Origin of the sequence: Candidatus Regiella insecticola LSR1, assembly GCF_000143625.1 — a bacterium.
In the GTDB taxonomy this organism is placed as follows: Bacteria; Pseudomonadota; Gammaproteobacteria; order Enterobacterales; family Enterobacteriaceae; genus Regiella; species Regiella insecticola.
Window position 1 is genome coordinate 281203 of record NZ_GL379592.1, and the last position, 21130, is coordinate 302332.

The window sequence follows — 21130 nt, forward strand, 5'->3', positions numbered from 1 at the left end:
AACTTAATAATTATTAAGAGAGGTATATATGAACATTGATATGCATGTGGGTGAAAACAATGTAGAAGCCCCTTCTGTTAACCCAAATGTCTCTATGGCTGCCGATAGCGCCAGTTCGAATGATAAAGATGTATATAATTATGCACTTGATACATTAAATGATATTTATAATTTTCTTGCCTCATTAAGTACCAATTTATACGCCCAGATACGGAATGACACGGCGACGGCGCGTGACGAGCAAAAAGAGAGTAATGATGTAGACGCGGAGATTGCAAAGATTTCTAAAAATCCAAGCCCTGACGCCACCCTCGCTCTCGATAAACAAATCATCCTTTTTATGACTGAACATGGGATTACAGTAGGTGATAAAAGTATTACTGACTACATCAAGGGTTGTACACATAAAGATAAACACGTTGGTGAACTTGATAAAGGTGAACTTACGGCAGTGAAAAATGCATTAGATAATGCGGCCAATCGTTCTACTGATCTCTCCAGTCAAAATCAGCTAAAACTGCAAAATCTTTTGCAAAATTTAAATAATACCATCAGTAACGAGAGCTCCTATATAAAACAGCGTGGAGACATGATTAGTACTATTATTCGTAATCTTAACTAGCGCTTAAAATAAGGAAATAACGATGAGCGCTCAACTGAATAATGTGTTAGTTAATTTTATGCGTCATGGGGGTTCTCTTCATATGTTAGCGAAGATGGATCCTAAAGGTTTAGCTTTATTATATGCATACAGTCTTCAGTCGTATGAAGGAGGGGAGTATGAAGGTGCTAAATCATTACTTAATTTGTTAATACGCCTCGACCACTGGAATTTTTCCTATTGGCAAACATTGGGGCAATGTTATCAGCAGGTTGCTGAGTATCATCAGGCAATTTATTGTTTCAGTCGGGCAGGGCAGATTTGTGTTGATAACCCTTTGCCCGCCTGCTGTGCTGGTGAGTGTTATAGCGCTTGTGGTAATCAAAGTTATGCCAAAAAAGCCTTTCTGGCTGCCTTAAACTGGTGCCATGTTCATCCAGAAATGAAAGACATTCGTGAGAGAGCAGAACGGGGGTTGATGAATTAGACGCTTGCAAGACTGCTGTACCCACAATGCCCTTGAAGTTGCCTTCGGCTGCCAGGGCATTCGTGGTGCGAAGTCAAAGCGCCCTGCATTGGAGGTCTTATTATGAGACAGATAGATACCAGGTTACCCTCCGTTGAATGGGCAAAAATCAACGATCAGGACAAATCCTCGGCTCCAACCAGCCGTAGCAATCAATTGCATTCAGCTCACTGGGCAGAATTCAGTGCCCTGGATGGCCACCATTATCTACCCAGTGAGAGTGAGACATACAATCCCTTAGACTATCCTCGAGCGGATAAAATTTCCGCGCACGCCGCTCAACAAGCGTTAAATCATCTTTTTAGTCATCATGAAGAAACGGTTTCTTTAAATGATTTAAACCCCATGCGGATCAACATCTTAGTTATGATGCTTATTGCGAAATTCACCAAGGACTCAAATGCCGTATTGAGTAAAGTGATCACCCGCTCGAGCGATTTACAAGTTTTTTTACGCGACCAACAGGTTGAAGATTTTCAAAAGCAAATTGCTAAGGCTGTTGAACAAGGTGAAAAGGCTAAAAAAGCGGGGGTATGTGCCGCTGTTTTTGATTGGATCATCGGAGCGGCAGAAGTCGTGTGGGGTGTTTGCAAGATGGTTGAAGGAATGGTTGAACTTGCTGGCACTGTATTAACGGGGGGGCTTTCTGCCGGGGCAGGGATTGCAGCGATAACGGCAGGGCTTGCTTATATTGGTGCCGGGTGCGCGGGCATCAGTAAAGGTACTGCAGAAATGTGTCTCGCCTTAGGTTATGGCGATAAAGAGCAATTAAAAAAATTCATCGAAAAAGAAGGAGAGATACAGCTAGGACTTGAAATTACTGCGATGCTGTTCGATCTGATTAAAGGCTGCGCGCTTATTGGCGTCGCTCGTAATATGATCAAGCCGGCGCTAGAAGAAACATTAAAAGCAGGAACCAGTGAAATGCTTGGTAATCTGGCTAGAGAAGCAGGTGACACCATCACGACAGAAGAAGTGAAACAAATTATCAATACCACCGCTCGTTTTGTTGCTCAGGAAACGGCGGAATTGGTCATCGTTGATGTCACTAAATATTTCACTCAAGAGGCTTTCAAGGAAGCACTTGCCAGTGCGACAAAAAAAACGATGGAAGAAGTGATAAAGGGAACCGCAAAAAAAGCAGTCAAAGAAGCGGCAGAAGAAATCGCCGGGCAAATAGAAAAAAAGATATTGCAAAAAGTAATGACCAAGGTGAGCGGTAAAATCATGAAAAATATTGTGTTTACATGGTTAACATACTTACGATTTTTCAGTGGCAGCATTGTGACCATTCATAACGGCTTACTGAAAAGCGAGTCAGCAGATATTACCGAAAAAATACAAAAACTGATTTTAAATCAAGAATTCGATCAAAATAAATTAGACATAGCGGAAAGAAGTAAACAACAAGATCAGAAAATGCTAAAAAAAATCGTTGAAAGTTATGCTGATTTGACCGAAAGAACATTTAGCAATAACAATCAATATGCCTTACTACAGACAAAAATTGCTAATTCAATAGCATGAGGGGGGATTATGTCACAGGTTATACAAAATCCAGTGGGATCCGTTGGCTTGCCAAAAGATAATAATGGTATCAAGAGCAATGAAATAGGCACTGGTCTGGATGTGATGGACAGTCAAGATGTGATGGCCAGTGTGTCTAGTTTTATCCTCATGCTCAATGACCTTATGCTGAAGCTGCGTGACATCATGCGTGTCTACGGAGCAGTACAGCAAAGCCAAGGCTGGGAAATCGTACAGGCTGAATATAAAAATAAAGCCGAAGCTATCGAAGAGAACAAGACAGCGGCCAACATTGAAGCTTATACAATGATTGGTGGGGGGGCATTATCGTTATTTACGCTTCCTTTTTCATCAATCCCCGCTGGAATGGCAGTAGGAATGGGGGGGGCGAAAAGCACAGAAGGTAGCGGTAAATATTTTGCATCAAATGACACACGCTCAGCCAATCTTTCACAGCTTGCAGGGGAGTTACAAATGAAAAATGCGCAGTCATATGCTGATTCTGCCAGGAAGCTGCTAGATAATGCGACTGAGGTGGTCAGTGCAATGCTCAACAATACAAGAAGTCTCGTGGATGTTATGGGAAAGATACTTGCGTCGATGCGTCTTTCTTAGTCGAAATTATACCCTTCGCCTTTGCAGCCGCCGCGTTGTTGGCGGCGGCTGCAAAGGCGAAGGGTATATCTTGTGCTCACTGATACTTTAGACTGCTTGCATAACCGACTAGGTGGTGTGAATTTCTGCGTTGCACGGTGCTCTCACAATCCTCATTAGCATGTTAGCGTAGGTTGCTGTGTGCCGTGCGCCTTGACTTCACTCCCTGGCTACCGTTTTGCAAGCAATTTTTTGTCAAAAATAGATTCAAATATACGCTTTTACGTTCTGTAAACTGCGCTTTCTCGCTCTCTCTCGTCCATTTTTTTCTTCGTCTGCGTGTCGATCAAGAAGATTTCGAATAGCCTCTTAGGAGAAGATAATGACTGATCCCATCGCCAATTTCTTGAAACAGAAAAGAATATCCTTACAGCCTGCCTATTTTCTTGGGAGTAAACTATTATTGGGCTACGAATTTGTATTGAAACAATATAAGATTATTTTTCGTACTGAAAAAAATAGTTTGATTATCTGTGAATTAACGCGTTTAGAAAATGCAGCACCTTCTGCGACAGGGCTACTGAGTTTATTTGCTTTTCTTCGTATCATGAGCAGAGAAGTGAATGAAATAACGGAAATAAAAGGCATGATAATAAAAGAGGTATTCAATCAGCAGCTACATGAAACAAGGGTTCGCTTGATGAATATACTTTTGAAAAAAGGGGCAGTATTGTCTACCGACGATAATGGGGATGACTGGCTGGTTTTTACTCTATATCCTTCGCCCTTGAAGCCGCCGCGTTGTTGACTGCGGGTGCTCGCCTCATCAGGTAGTCTATTGACGCTTATCGGTCGGTCGCCTTTCAAGTTACGGCGGCGTTGGCAGCTCGCACTCATCCCAGTCATGTACTACTTGTACACTCCTAGGATTCGCTTGATTGCCGCCTTGCCGTAACTCGAAATTCATTGAGTATATACAAAAATTAATAAATTATATTTATTTAAAGTAAATAATACTTTATTTGTTTTACTCATTTCTAAAATAAATAAAAATTCTTATCACCAATAACTAATAATTATTGATGATATTCCTAATAATTGAAAAATATGGGGCATAGACCTGATAGATTAATGCTTAAAACAGCACGACACTGTAAGCAAATGTAGTTTTTCCGGAGGGTAACATGAAATCAATTCAATTTATTTTATTCCGGCAAGACGGTACCTTACGGTGTGGTGATAAGTGCAATACGATACCTGCAGGTCATTTAGTGGTAGCAGAAGAGAATGCCGTTGCATCCACTTTTTGCCGTAGTACATTAACCACGGTATTTTGTTATCCGATTGATTTACTGTCGCTTTACCAATCGGTAGCAGAACAATCAATGCAACCAAGTCAGCAGCAACAACAGATGATAGCTGATTTTTGTAAAATACTGCCTGCTTCTGAAGATATTATACAGGCGGCTGAGCAATTAACGCAGATGAAACGCGGTGTAGCGCTACGCTTTCTTTATCTGTATTGCCTAGGGCTGGAAAATATTTATTTTGCAAATTTACTCAATTTAATCGTCGGAACTAACAATGAGCTGCTAGAATTCTTTGAGCAGAACAGTCTTAATCCGTGGAGTGTTTCGCGCTACGCTGATGAACTAGGCATTTCAACACGTAAGCTTAATTTTCTGTTTTATCAAAAATTTGGCATGTCGGTGAAGCAATGGTTACTCGAACAGCGTTTAAAAAAAGGGTGTGAGTTATTACTTTCAACCCATTTGCGGGTAGCGGATATTGCGATGGAGTGTGGTTTTAGTAATCATGCCCACTTTTCTGATAGTTTTCGCCGTCGTTATCAGCAATGTCCTTCACAAATACGTTCAGCGATGAATTAGGAGAAAACATGATGGCGGATTTAAATGTTGTTGCTGGTTTACTGAATAAAATCGATACAAGTATAGAGCAACGGCAGCGAAAAATAGCGGAGACTAACCCTTCAGATCCACAAGCTCAAATAAAGGAGCAGGATTATTCACAACAAATAGTATCGGTCGCAAATAAGTACAACGGTAAATTAGGAGAAAACAGATGAATTTAGATCACGCTGTTAAGGGTTTACTGAATAACACCAATGTCAGTATGGAGCAATTTGGAAAGCGAATAGCGAATGTTGATGCTTCAGATCCAAAAGCTCAATTAGAAATACAGAATCTTTCACGGCTAATGGTAGCAAAAACAGAATTTACCAGTTCGATTATCAAAATGTTACGTGATTTGGTGAGATCGATCATTAGCAAGATTTCAGCCTAGGAAGAGTAAGTAATGACACTATTGACCCAATCCTGTCGACAATTGATTGTTGAAGCCGCAATGGCTGGGGTTAATCATGGTTTACACAAAGAAGTGAGGGCGATCTTAGAGGTGCTGCCTTTCTTGGTGCCAGATGCTGAGGTGCGTTTGTCATGCCAGGCGATACTGCTGTTTGGTTTGGGTGAATCCGAGCAAGCTTTACAGCTGTTAGAAAAGAGTCAGGAGCCTGATGCTTTGGCACTGCGCCAGTTGTTCGAATCCGCATCACCGCCTTAAATCATGTCAAGCCAAAGCTTAGGTTGCGTGAATCCTAAAAAAAGCAGTATCTATGTGGAGTGATGATAATGACTATTGATCCTATAAGTAGTTTTGCTGCTGTTCCTGGCATCGTTGGACTGATAGGTAGATTTATGCCCCAGGCAGACGTTAATAATACAACACAGATAAGCAAGTTCAATGCATTGCTGCACGCTGAGAAAGCGTCAGAAGCCTCCGCTAGCCCGATGCCGCCGCTAGCCCTTAAAGAAGCGTTAACAATCTCAGCTAACGTGGCGCAGCTCAATAACAAAGTAGACTGGGCAGCTGCGGCTGCCAATAAATTAGTCAGTGCTGTTAACAAAGTTACTTCCCTGCAATGAAAATAATGCAACGTGGTTTTATGGTGTTATTGATCTTGTTATCACTGACCGGCTGCAAGGTTGATTTGTACAACGGTTTAGCCGAAGGTGAAGCGAATGAGATGCTGGCTTTGCTGATGTTGCATAATATCAGTGCCAATAAAGAGTCAGAAAAAGGTGGAAAAGTGGGGCTAAAAGTGGAACGTGACCACTTTATCACTGCGGTTGAATTACTGCGCCAAAATGGTTATCCACGTAAAAGTTACGCCACGGTGGATCAGCTGTTTCCTTCTAATCAGCTAGTCACTTCTCCGGTTCAAGAGCAGGCCAAAATGGTCTACCTGAAAGAGCAGCAATTAGAGAGTATGTTGAGCCATATGGATGGCGTGATCCATGCTGATGTTACTATTGCGATGATGGCGCCAGTCGATGGAAAAGTCAGCGTACCCAGTTCCGCCTCGGTATTTATCAAATTTTCTCCTGAGGTTAATTTAGCCAGCTATAGCCCACAAATAAAAAGCCTGGTGCAGGATGCGGTTCCTGGTGTTGCCTATGAAAAAATCAGTGTGTTGATCCAACCGGCGAGTTTTCGTTTTAGTGCACAGACTACACCCGCTAAATCAACACATTCATGGAATCTACAATGGTTATTAGCCAACGCGACAATGGTTCAAAGCATATTCGCCGTGCTTGGCGTGTTGATTATTGCTTTGATGTTTTTCGGTTTGACTAAATATTTACGTAAATGATGGTATTTTATCATGCTGGCTAAATACCAAGCTCCTGCTAGCCCTATTGATGAAAAAATAGTGCGACTACATCAGCTCGCGTGGCAGCCTGCCCGTTTTGCTCACCCTTCATGGCTGATGAAAATGGGATTGCGTAGCGAAAAATATCATTATGGTGATTGCCAGACACTGGATAATATTTTAAATCTTCAGCTAATTGACTGGCGCGGATTTCCAAAACAACCGCTTCCGGCGGTGTTGACGAATAAACAAAAAGCACAAATGGCGTTAGAGCCCAGGTTAGATACGGTTTGTATGGCATTGGGGCTGGTGAGCCTAAGATGTAGTGATTACTTACGCATCCGTCACTATCGACAAGCGCTGTATCCTATACTCAATGATGAGGATGTGTGCCAACTTCTTGGTATTGGTTGTCCAGGCGAACGCGCGGCGATATTGAGCCCAGAAATATTACCCTCTATCGCATTACAGCTAGGTCGAGGTATTTTGCATGCAACCAGTTCAGCAGCAGTTACCTGGCAAGCGTTATCCATTTTATTACCGCCTTTACCACGAGCAATATGGTTACCCTCGGCCGATCTCTGGTTAGCTAGGCTGGAGCGTTTATTGTGAATGTTTTTCATATTGAGATAGCAAAGCGAGATTATGTTTTACCGCTTGGGCTTTATATTCCTGCCGAGATAGTAAAAAAAATAGACAGTGGCGTGGAAATAGAAGCACAAGCACACGCGCGCGCGCAATTAATTTTGCAACAAGCAGAACAAGAAAAAACCGCCTTATTGGCGGCTGCGCAACAACAGGCAACAGAGACGATGCAGTTGGCGCGGGCTGAAATGGAAAAAAAATTTTTACAACAACATGTTAATTGGTTGGTAGAAGCTGAACAGCTCGATATCCGGTTGGTAGAGCAAGCGCGTAGTCGTATCATGCAAGCGCTCACCTCGGTGATAAAATCTTGGGCGGGTCAGCAGTCCGTCGACAAAATTTTGCTCGCGCGCTTAACTGACCAAGTAGAAGAAATGGCACAGCAGGGTTTGATCACACTGAGGGTACATCCTCAGCAAATTGACTCGTTGACGCAAGCACTGGGGGATCGACTGACGCTACAAGCGGATGCCAGTTTGGAGGTTGAACAGGCTATTTTAGCCTCTCCGTTGCTTTCACTAAACCTATCACTGAGTGATCATTTATCCCAATTGGTTACATGGTTGCATGAATCTTCTGCAATATTATCGGATGAACATTAAATGACGACTCAACCGATCAATCCTGCTCATAATCCTCCTCATTCTATCGGGTCGTCGTACTCTGGCGGTGCATTAGGGACGGTAGTTCAACCCCCAACTTCAGCAATGAAAGAAGCAGCGGAGGCAGCCTTATCGTTGCAGGATACTCAAGAAGACATAGCATTCCTCTTTAGCGCAAAAGTGCAAGACGATCAACAGGCCAAAAAGATACGTCGTGATGCCTGTAGACAGCGAGAATTCCTCAAAATTATTGAGCATATGGCGGGGCATAGTGAGGGGAAAAACTTACTGTCATCTCCGCTTCCTAATCAAGATAGCGAATTTGCGCGCGCGGCAAAAATGTTACAGATCGGTGGTTTTTTACGGCAACATTGGAATAATCCCGCGCGACGTAAAACTGCATCGCAAGAATTATCTGAGTTGATGGAAGAAGCCGGTTGGGAAGTTGAACTGTTTGGGCTATTAGAGTTTGGCTCTCTTAATGGCGATTCATTGCGTGCAGTGAAACACTTGTTTCAACAAAGTATTGATGAGGAAGAAAAGCAATCGCTCGATAAATGGTTTAAACGTGTTAGCCATTGGAAAAATCGTAAACCTAAGGTTTTGGTCTTGTTGCGTGCATTAGCATTCGATATGAGTACTCAGCCTACCACCAAACGGGGTCATCGATTGGCGGCGATATTGGGTCAACTACGTCGATTACTGCTGTTTCTTGGATTGGAAGATCATTGTAAGCATGTCGGTGACGCCTGCGGGCTGGAAGGCGACATCGTGTTGCAAGAAGTGTTGGCCATTGTCGGACAACCTTGGCTATTTAAAGAATGCTTACAACGTCGGTTAGCTAACTTGCAACATTTATCTCCACAGCAACAACCTATTTTTCTCCTGCGTTTGAATGAGTTGTTTAAATTGATGCCTGCTGCTCATTTTAATGACGATGAACAGCGTGAGCAGATATTAGAAATCTTGCAGAATTTTTACTCTTAATGCGATTTTGAGTGCGTTTTGATGAAGTATATCAGTGACAAGAGATTTACAGGCTTTTAAAACGGAGCATCAACGATATGGACATGGATCTAGTGGTGGTTCGTAATTTGCAGTTATTTTTTCGTTTAGCAGAATTGCCCTATACCGAAGTTAAACCCTCTATGGAATGGCGCATTGGTCAAAGAGCGGTGTTTATTGAGGTTCATCAACAGAGAATATTGCTCACCACCGGGCGTTTAAATCCGCAGGCAAACCTAGAAGAATTACGCACCCTGCAACAACGTTGGCGCCTTGAACGGTTTTACGGTATTCCGCAGCGCATCTATCTGCTCAGTATTGGCATCATGGTAAGTTGCTGTCCTCATACCGCGTCAGGCGCTGAATTTTGGTATCAAATTTATAAGCAACAATATGCATTACTTAAAACTCTCGAAGGCGAATGGTCATGATGTTCGAGCCCGTTAAACGTGCGCTAATGCTACTAGCAGATCGGCAAGATATATTTTTGGCCATTATGTTATTAGTCGCCATTTTCATGATGATCCTGCCGTTACCGACTGCCCTGGTTGATGTGTTGATTGTGATTAACTTGGCGCTTTCTGTCACCTTACTGATGATCGCTATTTATTTACGTGATCCTTTGGATTTTTCCGTTTTTCCCTCATTACTGCTGATCACGACTTTATATCGACTAGCATTAACCATTAGTACCAGTCGGTTAGTATTACTACAACATGATGCCGGAGAAATCGTTGAGGCGTTTGGTCAATTCGTTGTAGGCGGAAATCTTGCCGTCGGTTTGATCATTTTCACCATTATCACTGTCGTGCAATTTATTGTGATCACCAAAGGCTCTGAACGAGTAGCAGAAGTCAGTGCACGCTTCTCGCTTGATGGCATGCCGGGTAAACAAATGAGTATTGACGGTGATTTACGCGCCGGTGTTATCGATGCGGCTGAAGCCGGCCGTCAACGTGCTCGTGTGCAAAAAGAAAGCCGTCTGTTTGGTGCCATGGACGGGGCGATGAAATTTGTTAAAGGTGACGCCATCGCCGGGATCATCGTGATCCTGGTCAATATTATTGGTGGTATTGCCATTGGTGTGTTTCAGCATGAAATGTCAGCAGGGGAAGCGGTAAAAATTTATGCGGTGCTGTCTGTCGGTGATGGGCTAGCGGCGCAAATCCCTTCATTACTGATTTCCATTACGGCAGGGATTATTGTGACGCGGGTCCCGGCGGAAGAAAAACAGAGTTTAGCGAGAGATTTAGCCAGTCAAGTGGTTCGACAGCCTGAAGCCTTGTGGATGGCGGCGGGTTTGCTGCTGATGTTTGCGTTATTACCAGGCTTTCCTTTTATTGATTTTGCCGGGCTGGCAGCGCTTATTGCCATGCCAGCATTTTTGATTTATCGCAAAAAACGTCGGCCAGGCAATACACTGGGTGTGGACGGTGCAGCGTCAGATTATAAAGAGGGCGCAGAGATGACACCCGGTGCGGTACCCCTGATGTTGTATTGCGCCACTAATCTCTATCACGATGATCTAAAACGGGAAGTGGATGGACTACGTTGGCAACGTTTTGAATACCTCGGCGTTCCACTGCCTGAAGTGATTGTTCGTTGCGATCCTGCTTTGGAAAATAACAGCATATCGATTCGTCTTTATCAAGAGCCGGTAATGACATTAGTGTTACCACATGATGATTTACTGCTACAGGAGTCCAGTGCTCAATTGGAATCACGGACTGAAATATTGCCGCATAATATGGGTGAATTGTATTTCATCCCAGTAGCGCAAAAAGAACGTGCTATCACCTTGGGTCTCCCTTATGCCGAGGGACGTCAGCGTATTATTTCCTGTTTAAAACGGGTATTGGAACGACATACTTCAGAATTTATTGGCGTACAAGAAACACGTTACTTAATGGACGCGATGGAAGGACGTTACGCCGAATTAGTGAAAGAATTGCAACGCCAGATGCCGGTGGGCAAAATAACTGAAATTTTAAGACGCTTAGTAGAAGAAGGTATCTCCATCCGCGATTTACGTACTATTTTTGGCGCGCTGGTGGAATGGGCACCAAAAGAAAAAGACGTCATCATGTTAACCGAATATGTGCGCATTGCGCTGCGCCGTCATTTATGCTTTCGCTTTGGTAAGGGCAACGACTGGTTGCCCGCGTTACGCATTGGTGAAGGGGTAGAAAACCTTGTCCGCGAATCTATTCGCCAGACCTCTGCCGGAACTTATTCATCACTTGACCCTCCACAATCACGTTTAATTTTAGCGAAAATAAAAACGGCTATTGCAGAGCATCATGGCGCAGTGCTGTTAACTTCTGTTGATGTGCGTCGCTTTTTACGCAAAATTGTCGAACATGAGATGTTTGCTCAGCCTGTGCTGTCCTGGCAAGAACTGGGGGATGAAATTAATATTAAAGTCGTCGGTACGGTTGAGCTGATTGGAGAAGAGCTGGATGGAGTTACCTGATATTAAGCAACTGAGCGCCAGTTTACAGCAGCGATTGTGCTTTACAACCGCACCGCCCACCGGCCTTAATTACAGCGGCTCAATACTGGATGTTGGCCCCACGTTGCTGCGCGCGAGTTTACCTGGTGTCAGCATGGGGGAGCTTTGTCGCATAGAGCCTATTGGCACATTGGTTGAAGTGGTCGCTATTGAACAGCAAGTGGCATTACTATCACCTTTTTCTTCCTCCGATGGATTAAGTAGTGGCCAAAGTGTGTCACCTTTAAAACATGCGCATCGAGTGGCCGTCGGATCAAGGCTAAAAGGCCGCATTCTCGATGGTCTAGGACAACCGATAGATGAGGGATCCGCATTAAAGGGTCATTGGCGTGAGCTAGATAATTCTCCTCCTGATCCATTGACCCGTAAGCCGATAGAAAAACCGTTTATTACTGGTATTCGCTCAATAGATGCCATGTTGTGCTGTGGCGAAGGGCAGCGCATTGGTATTTTTGCCGCCGCAGGAGTTGGAAAAAGTACTTTGCTGAGTATGTTGTGTGAAAACAGTGACGCCGATGTCATGGTGTTAGCGCTGATCGGCGAGCGAGGACGGGAAGTGCGAGAATTTCTCGAACAAGTTTTGACCCCTGAGGCACGTGCTCGTACGATCGTTGTGGTTGCCACTTCTGATCGCCCGGCGTTAGAAAGACTAAAAGGGGTTTACACCGGTACCACCATTGCTGAATATTTTCGCGAGCGAGGGCTGAAAGTGTTGCTGATGGTCGATTCACTAACACGTTATGCTAGAGCGGCACGTGAAATCGGTTTGGCGGCCGGTGAAGCCCCGGCGGCGGGCAGTTTTCCCCCTAGCGTATTTGCGGCGATGCCGCGTTTATTAGAAAGAACAGGCAACAGTGCTCGCGGGAGCATTACGGCATTTTACACGGTACTGGTTGAAGGCGATGATATGAACGAACCCGTGGCCGACGAAGTACGCTCACTATTGGACGGTCATATCGTTTTATCGCGACAACTTGCCGGCGCTGGACATTATCCTGCGATTGATATTGCCGCCAGTGTTAGCCGAATTATGCCGCAGGTGGTTTCAGCCAAACATATGGCGTTGGCGCAAAAATTACGTTTAATACAAGCGCGTTATCAAGAAATCGAATTATTGGTCAGAGTAGGGGAATATAAAACCGGTCAAGATCCGGAGGCCGATGAAGCATTAAAACGTTACCCTGCCGTTTGTGCATTTTTGCAACAGGGGAGACATGAGCGTTGCGATCTGGAAAAAACACTAAGTCAGCTAGCAAAAGTGCTGGGATCCTAACTTTAAACCGTTTGTTAACGATACGCGCACGAAGGGAGCAAAGTTTACGTCGTAGCATTGCCGAGCATGGTAATGAGCAGCTTGAACTGGAGGCGCGAATAGAAGGATCGCGGACGGAACGTCAAAAGTTATGTCAGCAACTGCGAGAGCTGACCCAATGGTGTGGTTTGTTAGCCCCGAGGGAATTCAGTGAACAAAAAAATCAGCTGCATTTAATTTATCAACAAGAGCGTAGCCAACAGGTGCAAATTACTCAATATCTTGAAGAAAATAAGCAGCTTACAATCAAGATAGAAGCGCTTCGAACATTATTACAGCGTAATCTGCTGGAACAGGAAAAACTACGGATACTGATCAAAGATGAGACGAATCGATATTGAAGGCGCCATACCCTTATGGCAAAGCATCGGTGATAATCAAACAGAGGATGGCTCTCGAAAGCGAGAACGTTTTTTGCGTCATTTACGCTTAGATTCATGTCCTAAATTGGTGAAGAAAAATGCGACTCAGAGCGAATTGTTACCAGCGGAGCAATGGGCGAATTACCGCATTACTTCAGGGGCACTTAAGGGCACCCTTATTCGTGTTCACTTGAGGGGCAATGGCGTCCTGTTACAGCTTTTTTGCCCTAATAATGAAACAAAAAAACGTGTCTTAAGTGTTAAAAAACGTTGGCAGCGTAGCTTGATACAGCTCGGTCTTCCTTGTGAATTGGAGGTCATTGATGCAGTTGACACTGTCCCCTGAATTGAAGGAATTAAGTGCATTAATAGGCAATGGACGCACGCAAGGGGCAGTCACTACAACCTTTAAGATGATGGAAGGGAAGGGTGTTTGTTTGCCAGTCAGCATCGAGGGCGTTAACTGTGGCATTTGGTTATCTGAACAAGAATGGGCGAGTTGGCTTGAATCTGTACTTGCTGTTTCCGATCCCAACTGTTTAAACAACGATTTATTGGTTGGCATGTCTCATTGGCTGCTTTCTTCTCTCCAGCACGTATTGCCGTTACTTGTCGTCAGTAACCAGCTATCCCGCCCATACGACCTCTTGAAACAATGGGCAGTGGTATGCACATTTACCTTAGAAAACCAGCAATTTAATGCAGTATTGTTTGACTGGCCGCTGATGAAATTACATAAAATTCTCGCCGATTGGCCTAGCGACCAGCCATCTTCATTAGGATCTAAATCACAATCATTAGGCTATCAATGTGGATTAGTCGCCGGTTGGTGTCGTTTGTCTTTGACGCAATTACGCACGCTAAAGGTGGGTGATGGGCTACGTGTGTGTGCCGCCGCCGATCTAGAAAATAACTGCTGTTGGTTGTGGCAGCTGGGTGGGCCACAGTTTTACATCAGGTTAAGCGAGGAAAACCAAATGACAATACAAAATATTAATCAGGATATTGATGAATTACTGCACTTGGATACGGATACTACTGCCGGATCCGCGATGGAAAATTTACATTCGGTTTCCTTGGATGCGTTGGAAAAAACCTTGGTAATGGAAATCGGTCGCCTCGACATGAAAATAGAAGATATTAAAGCGCTTAGCGTGGGGCAGACATTAGCCTGTGAAAGTAGCTGCTATGGCGAAGTCGGCATCCGATTAGATGGACAACAGGTTGGCTCTGGCAATCTAGTACGTTGTGGAGAAGAATTGGTGGTGAGAATTGATCGGTGGGCGCTGAAATAGACTCGAAATCTCTTGAGCGACGCTCAAGAGATTTCGAACATAAAATTAACACCCTAGTGGAATTAGCATGGAACTACTCAACACCTCCTATAAATTGATTTTTTTGCTGTCGTTATTATCTATTTTGCCTTTATTAATGGTAATGGGAACCGCCTTTTTAAAATTATCAGTGGTTTTTTCTTTGCTACGTAATGCACTGGGTGTGCAACAAGTTCCGCCCAATATCGCTATTTATGGTTTTGCACTGGTATTAACGTTATTTATTATGGCGCCGGTCGGATTCGATGTGTATGACCGCTTGCAAGGCGAGGCACTTCCGGATGACATCGGGGCTTTTATGCAGCATATCGATGAAAAAGCCTTGGTGCCTTATCGCGCCTTTTTAGTGCGGAATACCTCAGTTGAGCAAACGAATTTCTTTGCTGAAATTATTAAAAAGGATTGGCCAGAAAAATATCGCGATAAAATTAAGCCAGATTCATTACTCATCATGATGCCTGCCTTTACGGTCAGTCAATTGACCGAGGCATTTAAAATAGGGTTATTGCTTTACCTGCCCTTTGTCGCCATCGATTTAATTGTTTCTAATATATTGTTAGCGATGGGAATGATGATGGTATCACCGATGACTATCTCGCTCCCCTTTAAACTGCTGATCTTTATTATGGTAGGGGGATGGCATTTGTTGCTGGGGCAATTAGTAGGATCATACGCATGAGTGAGGCTATTGTTGTTCAACTTGCCACTCAAGTACTCTGGATTGTACTAATGCTTTCAATGCCTGTGGTGGTGGTCGCTTCAGCAGTGGGGTTAATCATCAGCTTATTTCAAGCATTAACGCAAATACAGGATCAAACATTACAGTTTTTAATCAAGCTATTGGCGGTATCTATCACATTATTGGTCAGTTACCATTGGATGGGTAGCACCTTGCTCAATTATACCCAGCAAGTTTTTTTACAAATTGGCAGCATGCGCAACTAGCATGGAAGAATACTTGTTTTGGGTGGTCGCCCTGGCGCTAGCGATGATGAGACCCTTGGGGATCCTATTGATTTTACCGCTGTTCACCGCGCAGAGCCTGGGGAGCAGTTTACTGCGCAATGGTTTAGTGGTTGCCATTGCCTTGCCTATGACCCCAATGTTTTTTTCATCGCCACTTATCCATTCGAGTTCCATCATGCTGTGGTGCTCGATCATCATGATCGAATTACTGATTGGTATCATTATTGGTTTTTTTGCTGCGTTGCCATTTTGGGCGATAGATATGGCAGGATTTTTGATTGATACGTTACGTGGTGCCACCATGGCGACATTACTTAACCCTACCATGGGTATGCAGTCTTCTATTTTTGGTATTTTGTTTACGCAAATTTTATCGGTATTGTTTTTAATATCCGGTGGTTTTAACCAATTACTCTTAGTGCTGTATGGCTCTTATAAAATACTCCCCACTGGGCAAGGCATCACGCTGTCTGACGCCTTTTTTACCTTTATCAGAGTACAGTGGAAATTAATGTTTGAATTGTGTTTAACTTTTGCTCTGCCTGCATTATTGGTGATGTTATTAACCGATCTGGCACTGGGATTAATTAACCGTTCGGCGCAACAACTCAATGTTTTTTTTCTCGCTATGCCAATAAAAAGCGCCATGGCATTATTTTTATTACTTATCGGCTTACCTTTAGCATTCCATCATTATTTATCTCAGGTGAGTCATATTGAGAAAGAGATGAGTGTTTTGATTCAGTCACTAAAAAAAGAAGAAAAAAAAGGGGAAGAAAGTGGCTGAAAAAAATGAAAAACCCACGCCTAAAAAAATTAAAGACGCTCGTGAAAAAGGACAGGTGATCAAAAGTGTTGAAATTACCTCGGGTGCGCAACTGGTGGTGGTATTAATTTATTTTACATTGACCGGCAATGACTTAATCGATCAAGCCGCCGCTTTAATACGTAGTAGTATTGAGCAATTAAGCCAACCAATGAATATTGCTGCATTACGCATCGGCGCGGAAGCCACGGCTTTGCTGATGCATATAACCGGAATATTAGGCGGCGCTTTAATCATAATAACGTTATTAATGGGAATCAGCCAAATTGGACCATTATGGGCACCGAAAGCGCTCTCTATTAAAGGAGAGCGTATTAATCCTATTAATAATTTACGTAATTTAATTTCGTTTCGCAGTCTATTTGAATTAGGAAAATCACTGATTAAAATTGTTTCATTGTCGTTAATTTTTGGCTATTTACTCAGTCGTTATGCTCCCACCTTTGGCTATTTATCCTATTGCGGCAGTGTCTGTGCTATGCCGGTATTTGGCACCCTAATGAGTTGGTTACTGGGATCGTTAATTGCCTGTTACCTACTCTTTGCTTTGCTTGATTATTCTTTTCAACGTCATAGCGTTATGAAACAACTAAAAATGTCGCCTGAAGAAATCAAGAGGGAATATAAAGACAGTGAAGGTGACCCCCATATCAAACAAAAACGGCGAGAGCTACAGCAACAAATACAAAGCGGAAGTTTATCCACCAATGTGAATCGCTCAACGGCAGTGGTACGTAATCCGACTCATTTTGCTGTCTGTTTGTTTTATCATCCTGAAGAGGCACCGCTACCTATAGTGCTTGAAAAAGGCCACCATGAAATGGCCAAGACCATTATCAAAATGGCCGAGCGAGCCGGTGTGCCAGTGATCGAGAATGTCGCCTTGGCACGAGCACTCTATCGAGATGTTGATTGTGGCAACACCATCCCTGAAAAATTGTTTGAACCGGTAGCAACATTATTACGGATGGTATTGGCTTATCAAACCGATGATGATGATGATGAAAAAAGCTAGGGCCATAGCGGCGTCGGTCACTCGGCGTTCAAACAGCTCGTTTTTAATATGATTTTCCAGCGGTGCTGAACACAGGTCTGAATCAAATATCACAGTGACCGTCCCTCTATAGGTATCCGCTCCACGCTTGATCATATTATCAACATGAAATGGCTTCACTTTAAAATCGATATGACCGGAGCCATTTTGTACCCTATTAATGGTATTAAAAATATTATTCTCCAAATCCTTACCGACCTTGAGTAGCTGCTTGCTCACCTTTTCTTGATTGATATTCACCGGTAACGTCAGATAGCTCTCAACAGGCACGGTAATACTGGGATCGCGATCGCTTCGTATCGCACAATGCTCCTCTTCTGTCTGATCACATTTAAGATAAACAGTGAAAGGACCTGAAGACGAAATACCAAAATTACTGCGAGCAATGAGGCTAATCGGTTTTTTTTCGTTATAGCTAATATTCTCCCAGCCCTGTTTAGGTGCCAGTAATACTGACGAATTAGCACCGGCCTGAGGCGTTATTCTGAGTTCGTGATTAATTCTAAAGTAGAAATTAAGACCGAAGAGCACATCAGGTAACCAGGGTGAAAAGGTTTCGCCCAAATCAAGATTCAAATCGTCATTCGTAATATAAATACCGCTTTCCATGGTTAATGGATTTGGCAGGGTTAATTCAGCGGTGATGCTAATATTTTTTAGAGCAACAGCACTATTGACCGGCAGGATTTCATAACAAGGCGTATCACCAGAGCCGCCTGTTACAAGAAAAGACACCCGCTTCGCTAGTATTCGTATTCGCTTCTTTTTTATTATATTGAAATTCCAATTCTGTCACTTTAAATGCGAGCTGCTGGTACGCATAGGGGGTATTGAGACTATCGCCATCGTTGATATTTTCGAGCGCTAATGTTGAAGAAAACCCGGCAAAATAAAGTCCATGTTTTTGATCATAATTTGCCTGTATATCAACCCAACCGGTGTTGACAGGTAAACAAAGGCGTAAAATGAGCTTTTTTCCATCGTCAGAGATTCGACTTTTATTTAAGCAATCGCCCCCTTTTTGGCTGAGATGGTGAAAGGTCTTATCATTAACATGCGGCTGAAAATCTGCCGTTATCACCACGGTTTCTGCCATTACCCCACTGGTCATCATCAATAATAACAACAGCCCCATAAGAGGGTTATGAAAGCGATTTTTACTGCTCATTATTTTTATCGACATAGTTATTGACATAGTTATCGACTCCGATGGCAGGCTAAGGTATCAACAAAACGGACTTTACCTTTTTCTGCAAAAGGGGCAGGAGCTAATGGGCAGATCAGCCCAGGTTGCTCTCCTTGGCCAGTCAAGGTAATTTTCGGGTTAGCCGCATTCACCTCAAGCGTAAACACGCCATCACTATTAATACGTGCTTTGCCCACATCACTGGAAATTTCTTGGTTATACAATAATTCGCCGTTTTCATCGGTTAGCATGCCGACCACGGTTTCTGTTTTTACTGCCCGCAGCTTAAGGTAATTAACACTGCCGCGGTTCATGCGTAAAGTGTAATTTTCCGGATAAATTTTTATCCCCTCGCCAGAAGGCGCGCTAAATTGCAACAATTTCTCTTGCCAAGGCATCACACTGACAATATTTTTACCGGTTTGTAAAAAGGAGGAGCTAGCCTCCGCGCCGGATATCTCAAGCTTGAGATCCTTTTGATCACTTTCTACCTCTAAGATCAACGCGGCTTGCGCATCCAATTGTCGTCCAGCGGCAATACTGTTACCGCCGAAAACTAAAATATTACTCAAATTAGCACCGCCGTAGAGATCCGGTTGTCTTCGCTCCTCGCTGCAAATAAACATCACCGTTAATCAGAGGGGTATCAACGCCTAGGTTACCACTTAGCGACAGGCCATCAGGATCTGCTGAGACAGTGGTATTGGCATAACTGAAGGGGGCAGGGTGCTCTGGTCGCCACTGATAATGCAGATTGGTGTAGGGATTGTCATTTTTTAAGCCGAGCTGTGCCGCAATACTGTGTGTTTTTAGCGTCTTATCTAAACTAAAAGAAAGGCCTAATTCGATTCCTCTATCACGCCCTTGATAGGAGTAATAGCGAGGCCGATCATAGCCCACGAACCTAAGGCTAACATCACGCCCGGCGATCCTCACTGAGGTATTGATGCCGATATCCGCCGCCAGCCCAGGTTGCGAGCCCGCACTGATATATTGCCCGCGAAGCATCATGCTGCTGTGGCGCGTTAAATTCTGATTGAGTGTGATCGCCCAACTTTCTTTATTAGCGTTTTTATTGTTACCTTGCTTACCATCTGGTGTATTGATACGGCGCCAATGCAGGCCAATACTCCCTTGTGAATAACGTTGGTAATAACGAAGATCCGTTGAGATCCTTCGCTCACTGTTAGCACTGATTTGGGCATAGAGCGCGTTTTGGTTATTTAACATAATTTCAGTGCGTGCACTGATATCTTGCCGCTGGCCTTTTTGCGCCAGTGCCGCGCCTAAAATCACGCGGGGATGGAGTAAAAAATCAGCGCTGCCGCCTAAGGCAATCCCTTCCTTATCTTGCGAGCCCCGAGATGATGACAGAGGTTGAAGCTGACCGGACCACTGGTTATAGCGCCAACGCTTACTATTATCTTTCCAGCGTATTGGTTTATACACCTGAGCACGCTGGCTATCTGTTTTTTTACCATTTTCAATAATATCAATCCTGATATCATAAATACCGGCGGGCAAACGCAGCGTATTGAGAGGCTGTATACCCGCTTGCAATTGTTGGCTGTAAATTAAGCGATTATCACGGTAAACTTCCGCAATAGCCGCGTTGCGACCGGTGACATAGATGGGATAGAGACTGACGTTATCATAGTCAGCCAATAAATTATCTGAGCTGGTCCACATCATGCCCAAGGTTCTTTCATTACCAAAACCGCCCGTTTGCACATTGCCTGCCGCAGAGCTGGGCGTAAAATAGCCAAAACGAAGAAAATGTCCCTGCCATTCTTTTTGCGTATAAAATTCATATAAATTGATCGTATTCTCTGCTGAACCCTGTGTGTTATAGGCTGCCGATTGAAAAGACAGCTTTTGGCTCCAGCCCATTAGCGACGAGATCCAGGATGAATTAAGCCGCGAACGATGAGAGGCATTCTGCCCGCCAGAATAATTAAAATCATTACTGATAATCAGTCCCGCAGGGGTTCCGGTAGGCATCGCAAGATAACGACTCTGTGTTTTTTCTTTTTCATATTCTTTCGAATACAGCTTTAATGAAGAGGCACTTAGGCTATATTCTGCCGCCATCAAGCCTGATGGACAGTGGTCTTCACATTTTCCAAGCTGAATGCCTTGCAGTAAAGAATCTTCCCAACGATGAATATCAGCTGAGTCATAAACACTTTCATTCTTGCTGGTTAGTCTCACTAAAGTAATAGTGCCTGCTTCAGTTAAGGTCATATCAGCATCAAATAATATTTTATCGTTTAAATAAACCTGAACCGGAATTTCTGAGTGATAAAAATAATCTTTGAAATCGTCAGGCATCGCCTGTTGATCTGGCGAAAATAAAATAGGATTAGCCACTGCGTAATTGAAAGTAGAACAGATAGCTATAATAAGAA

At 43.6% G+C, this 21130-nt stretch carries 28 protein-coding genes and 1 pseudogene; 24 read left to right on the top strand and 5 right to left on the bottom strand.

Translation table 11 applies throughout. From position 1 onward, the window contains the following. Positions 1–28: 28 nt before the first annotated feature. The 5 genes and pseudogenes from sseB to REG_RS14295 form a co-directional block, all read left to right on the top strand. Positions 29–622, top strand: a complete 594-nt coding sequence (gene sseB / locus REG_RS07070) for a type III secretion system translocon protein SseB (protein ID WP_006705017.1) — start codon at positions 29–31, stop codon at positions 620–622. A gap of 22 nt (positions 623–644) precedes the next feature. Next, a complete protein-coding gene (locus REG_RS07075) occupies positions 645–1088 on the top strand; it encodes a SycD/LcrH family type III secretion system chaperone (protein WP_006705018.1) in 444 nt (147 codons plus the stop codon). A gap of 102 nt (positions 1089–1190) precedes the next feature. Then, on the top strand, positions 1191–2654 hold the full coding sequence (sctE, locus tag REG_RS07080) for a type III secretion system translocon subunit SctE (RefSeq protein ID WP_006705019.1): 1464 nt from the start codon (positions 1191–1193) through the stop codon (positions 2652–2654). A 9-nt stretch (positions 2655–2663) separates the two neighbouring features. Next, complete coding sequence (gene sseD / locus REG_RS07085; protein WP_006705020.1) at positions 2664–3269, top strand: type III secretion system translocon protein SseD; 606 nt, start codon at positions 2664–2666, stop codon at positions 3267–3269. 361 nt (positions 3270–3630) lie between these two features. Then, positions 3631–3957: pseudogene (locus REG_RS14295) on the top strand (hypothetical protein); the annotation flags it as partial. Here the strand turns inward: REG_RS14295 and REG_RS14300 are convergent. Next, positions 3918–4154 carry a hypothetical protein gene (locus REG_RS14300; protein ID WP_260200227.1) on the bottom strand — a complete coding sequence of 79 codons (237 nt, stop codon included), beginning with the start codon at positions 4152–4154 and terminating at the stop codon, positions 3918–3920. The pseudogene REG_RS14295 and the gene REG_RS14300 overlap by 40 nt on opposite strands. 278 nt (positions 4155–4432) lie before the next feature. Here REG_RS14300 and REG_RS07095 point away from each other — a divergent pair, with 278 nt between their 5' ends. From REG_RS07095 to REG_RS07185, 19 genes are all read left to right on the top strand, one after another. After that, positions 4433–5137 (top strand): helix-turn-helix transcriptional regulator, encoded by a 705-nt coding sequence (locus REG_RS07095; RefSeq protein ID WP_006705022.1) that lies wholly within the window; start codon positions 4433–4435, stop codon positions 5135–5137. An 8-nt stretch (positions 5138–5145) separates the two neighbouring features. Beyond that, the gene (locus tag REG_RS07100) at positions 5146–5334 is read left to right on the top strand and encodes a hypothetical protein (protein ID WP_039907701.1); all 189 of its coding nucleotides are present in this window, start codon (positions 5146–5148) and stop codon (positions 5332–5334) included. After that, positions 5331–5552: an EscF/YscF/HrpA family type III secretion system needle major subunit gene (locus REG_RS07105; RefSeq protein ID WP_039907704.1), complete on the top strand. Its 222-nt coding sequence runs from the start codon at positions 5331–5333 to the stop codon at positions 5550–5552. Before REG_RS07100 ends, REG_RS07105 begins: the two co-directional genes overlap by 4 nt. 12 nt (positions 5553–5564) lie before the next feature. After that, complete coding sequence (locus REG_RS07110) at positions 5565–5828, top strand: EscG/YscG/SsaH family type III secretion system needle protein co-chaperone (RefSeq protein WP_006705023.1); 264 nt, start codon at positions 5565–5567, stop codon at positions 5826–5828. A gap of 68 nt (positions 5829–5896) precedes the next feature. Next, positions 5897–6190 carry a hypothetical protein gene (locus REG_RS07115; RefSeq protein ID WP_039907706.1) on the top strand — a complete coding sequence of 98 codons (294 nt, stop codon included), beginning with the start codon at positions 5897–5899 and terminating at the stop codon, positions 6188–6190. After that, positions 6187–6918: a type III secretion system inner membrane ring lipoprotein SctJ gene (sctJ, locus tag REG_RS07120; protein ID WP_006705025.1), complete on the top strand. Its 732-nt coding sequence runs from the start codon at positions 6187–6189 to the stop codon at positions 6916–6918. The genes REG_RS07115 and sctJ overlap by 4 nt, the downstream gene beginning before the upstream one ends. A gap of 12 nt (positions 6919–6930) precedes the next feature. After that, complete coding sequence (locus REG_RS07125; protein ID WP_006705026.1) at positions 6931–7530, top strand: type III secretion system domain-containing protein; 600 nt, start codon at positions 6931–6933, stop codon at positions 7528–7530. After that, on the top strand, positions 7527–8165 hold the full coding sequence (sctL, locus tag REG_RS07130; RefSeq protein WP_006705027.1) for a type III secretion system stator protein SctL: 639 nt from the start codon (positions 7527–7529) through the stop codon (positions 8163–8165). Before REG_RS07125 ends, sctL begins: the two co-directional genes overlap by 4 nt. Next, on the top strand, positions 8166–9152 hold the full coding sequence (locus REG_RS07135; protein WP_006705028.1) for a TyeA family type III secretion system gatekeeper subunit: 987 nt from the start codon (positions 8166–8168) through the stop codon (positions 9150–9152). 77 nt (positions 9153–9229) lie between these two features. Beyond that, positions 9230–9601 carry a hypothetical protein gene (locus tag REG_RS07140; protein ID WP_006705029.1) on the top strand — a complete coding sequence of 124 codons (372 nt, stop codon included), beginning with the start codon at positions 9230–9232 and terminating at the stop codon, positions 9599–9601. Then, on the top strand, positions 9598–11643 hold the full coding sequence (locus tag REG_RS07145) for an EscV/YscV/HrcV family type III secretion system export apparatus protein (protein ID WP_087943406.1): 2046 nt from the start codon (positions 9598–9600) through the stop codon (positions 11641–11643). Before REG_RS07140 ends, REG_RS07145 begins: the two co-directional genes overlap by 4 nt. Beyond that, the gene (locus tag REG_RS07150; RefSeq protein WP_039907709.1) at positions 11630–12955 is read left to right on the top strand and encodes an EscN/YscN/HrcN family type III secretion system ATPase; all 1326 of its coding nucleotides are present in this window, start codon (positions 11630–11632) and stop codon (positions 12953–12955) included. The genes REG_RS07145 and REG_RS07150 overlap by 14 nt, the downstream gene beginning before the upstream one ends. Before the next feature lie 11 nt (positions 12956–12966). Next, positions 12967–13335: a hypothetical protein gene (locus REG_RS07155; RefSeq protein WP_006705032.1), complete on the top strand. Its 369-nt coding sequence runs from the start codon at positions 12967–12969 to the stop codon at positions 13333–13335. Beyond that, positions 13316–13702 (top strand): hypothetical protein, encoded by a 387-nt coding sequence (locus REG_RS07160; RefSeq protein ID WP_006705033.1) that lies wholly within the window; start codon positions 13316–13318, stop codon positions 13700–13702. The genes REG_RS07155 and REG_RS07160 overlap by 20 nt, the downstream gene beginning before the upstream one ends. Further along, positions 13680–14651, top strand: a complete 972-nt coding sequence (locus REG_RS07165; RefSeq protein WP_039907710.1) for a YscQ/HrcQ family type III secretion apparatus protein — start codon at positions 13680–13682, stop codon at positions 14649–14651. Before REG_RS07160 ends, REG_RS07165 begins: the two co-directional genes overlap by 23 nt. Before the next feature lie 67 nt (positions 14652–14718). Continuing rightward, positions 14719–15369 (top strand): type III secretion system export apparatus subunit SctR, encoded by a 651-nt coding sequence (sctR, locus tag REG_RS07170; RefSeq protein WP_006705035.1) that lies wholly within the window; start codon positions 14719–14721, stop codon positions 15367–15369. Continuing rightward, a complete protein-coding gene (locus REG_RS07175; protein ID WP_006705036.1) occupies positions 15366–15635 on the top strand; it encodes an EscS/YscS/HrcS family type III secretion system export apparatus protein in 270 nt (89 codons plus the stop codon). Before sctR ends, REG_RS07175 begins: the two co-directional genes overlap by 4 nt. A gap of 1 nt (position 15636) precedes the next feature. Continuing rightward, complete coding sequence (gene sctT / locus REG_RS07180; protein ID WP_039907712.1) at positions 15637–16443, top strand: type III secretion system export apparatus subunit SctT; 807 nt, start codon at positions 15637–15639, stop codon at positions 16441–16443. Then, positions 16436–17497: an EscU/YscU/HrcU family type III secretion system export apparatus switch protein gene (locus REG_RS07185; RefSeq protein WP_006705038.1), complete on the top strand. Its 1062-nt coding sequence runs from the start codon at positions 16436–16438 to the stop codon at positions 17495–17497. The genes sctT and REG_RS07185 overlap by 8 nt, the downstream gene beginning before the upstream one ends. On the opposite strand, the gene REG_RS07190 is transcribed toward REG_RS07185, so the two are convergent. From REG_RS07190 to REG_RS07200, 4 genes are read right to left on the bottom strand one after another with little or no spacing between them, the layout of a single operon-like run. After that, a complete protein-coding gene (locus REG_RS07190; RefSeq protein WP_006705039.1) occupies positions 17444–18271 on the bottom strand; it encodes a hypothetical protein in 828 nt (275 codons plus the stop codon). The genes REG_RS07185 and REG_RS07190 overlap by 54 nt on opposite strands. Then, positions 18240–18731: a hypothetical protein gene (locus tag REG_RS07195; protein ID WP_006705041.1), complete on the bottom strand. Its 492-nt coding sequence runs from the start codon at positions 18729–18731 to the stop codon at positions 18240–18242. The genes REG_RS07190 and REG_RS07195 overlap by 32 nt, the downstream gene beginning before the upstream one ends. Positions 18732–18733: 2 nt before the next feature. Beyond that, positions 18734–19294 (bottom strand): CS1-pili formation C-terminal domain-containing protein, encoded by a 561-nt coding sequence (locus REG_RS12250; protein ID WP_050749353.1) that lies wholly within the window; start codon positions 19292–19294, stop codon positions 18734–18736. Between the two features lies 1 nt (position 19295). Beyond that, positions 19296–21092 carry a TcfC E-set like domain-containing protein gene (locus tag REG_RS07200; RefSeq protein ID WP_176603468.1) on the bottom strand — a complete coding sequence of 599 codons (1797 nt, stop codon included), beginning with the start codon at positions 21090–21092 and terminating at the stop codon, positions 19296–19298. Between the last annotated feature and the right edge of the window lie 38 nt (positions 21093–21130).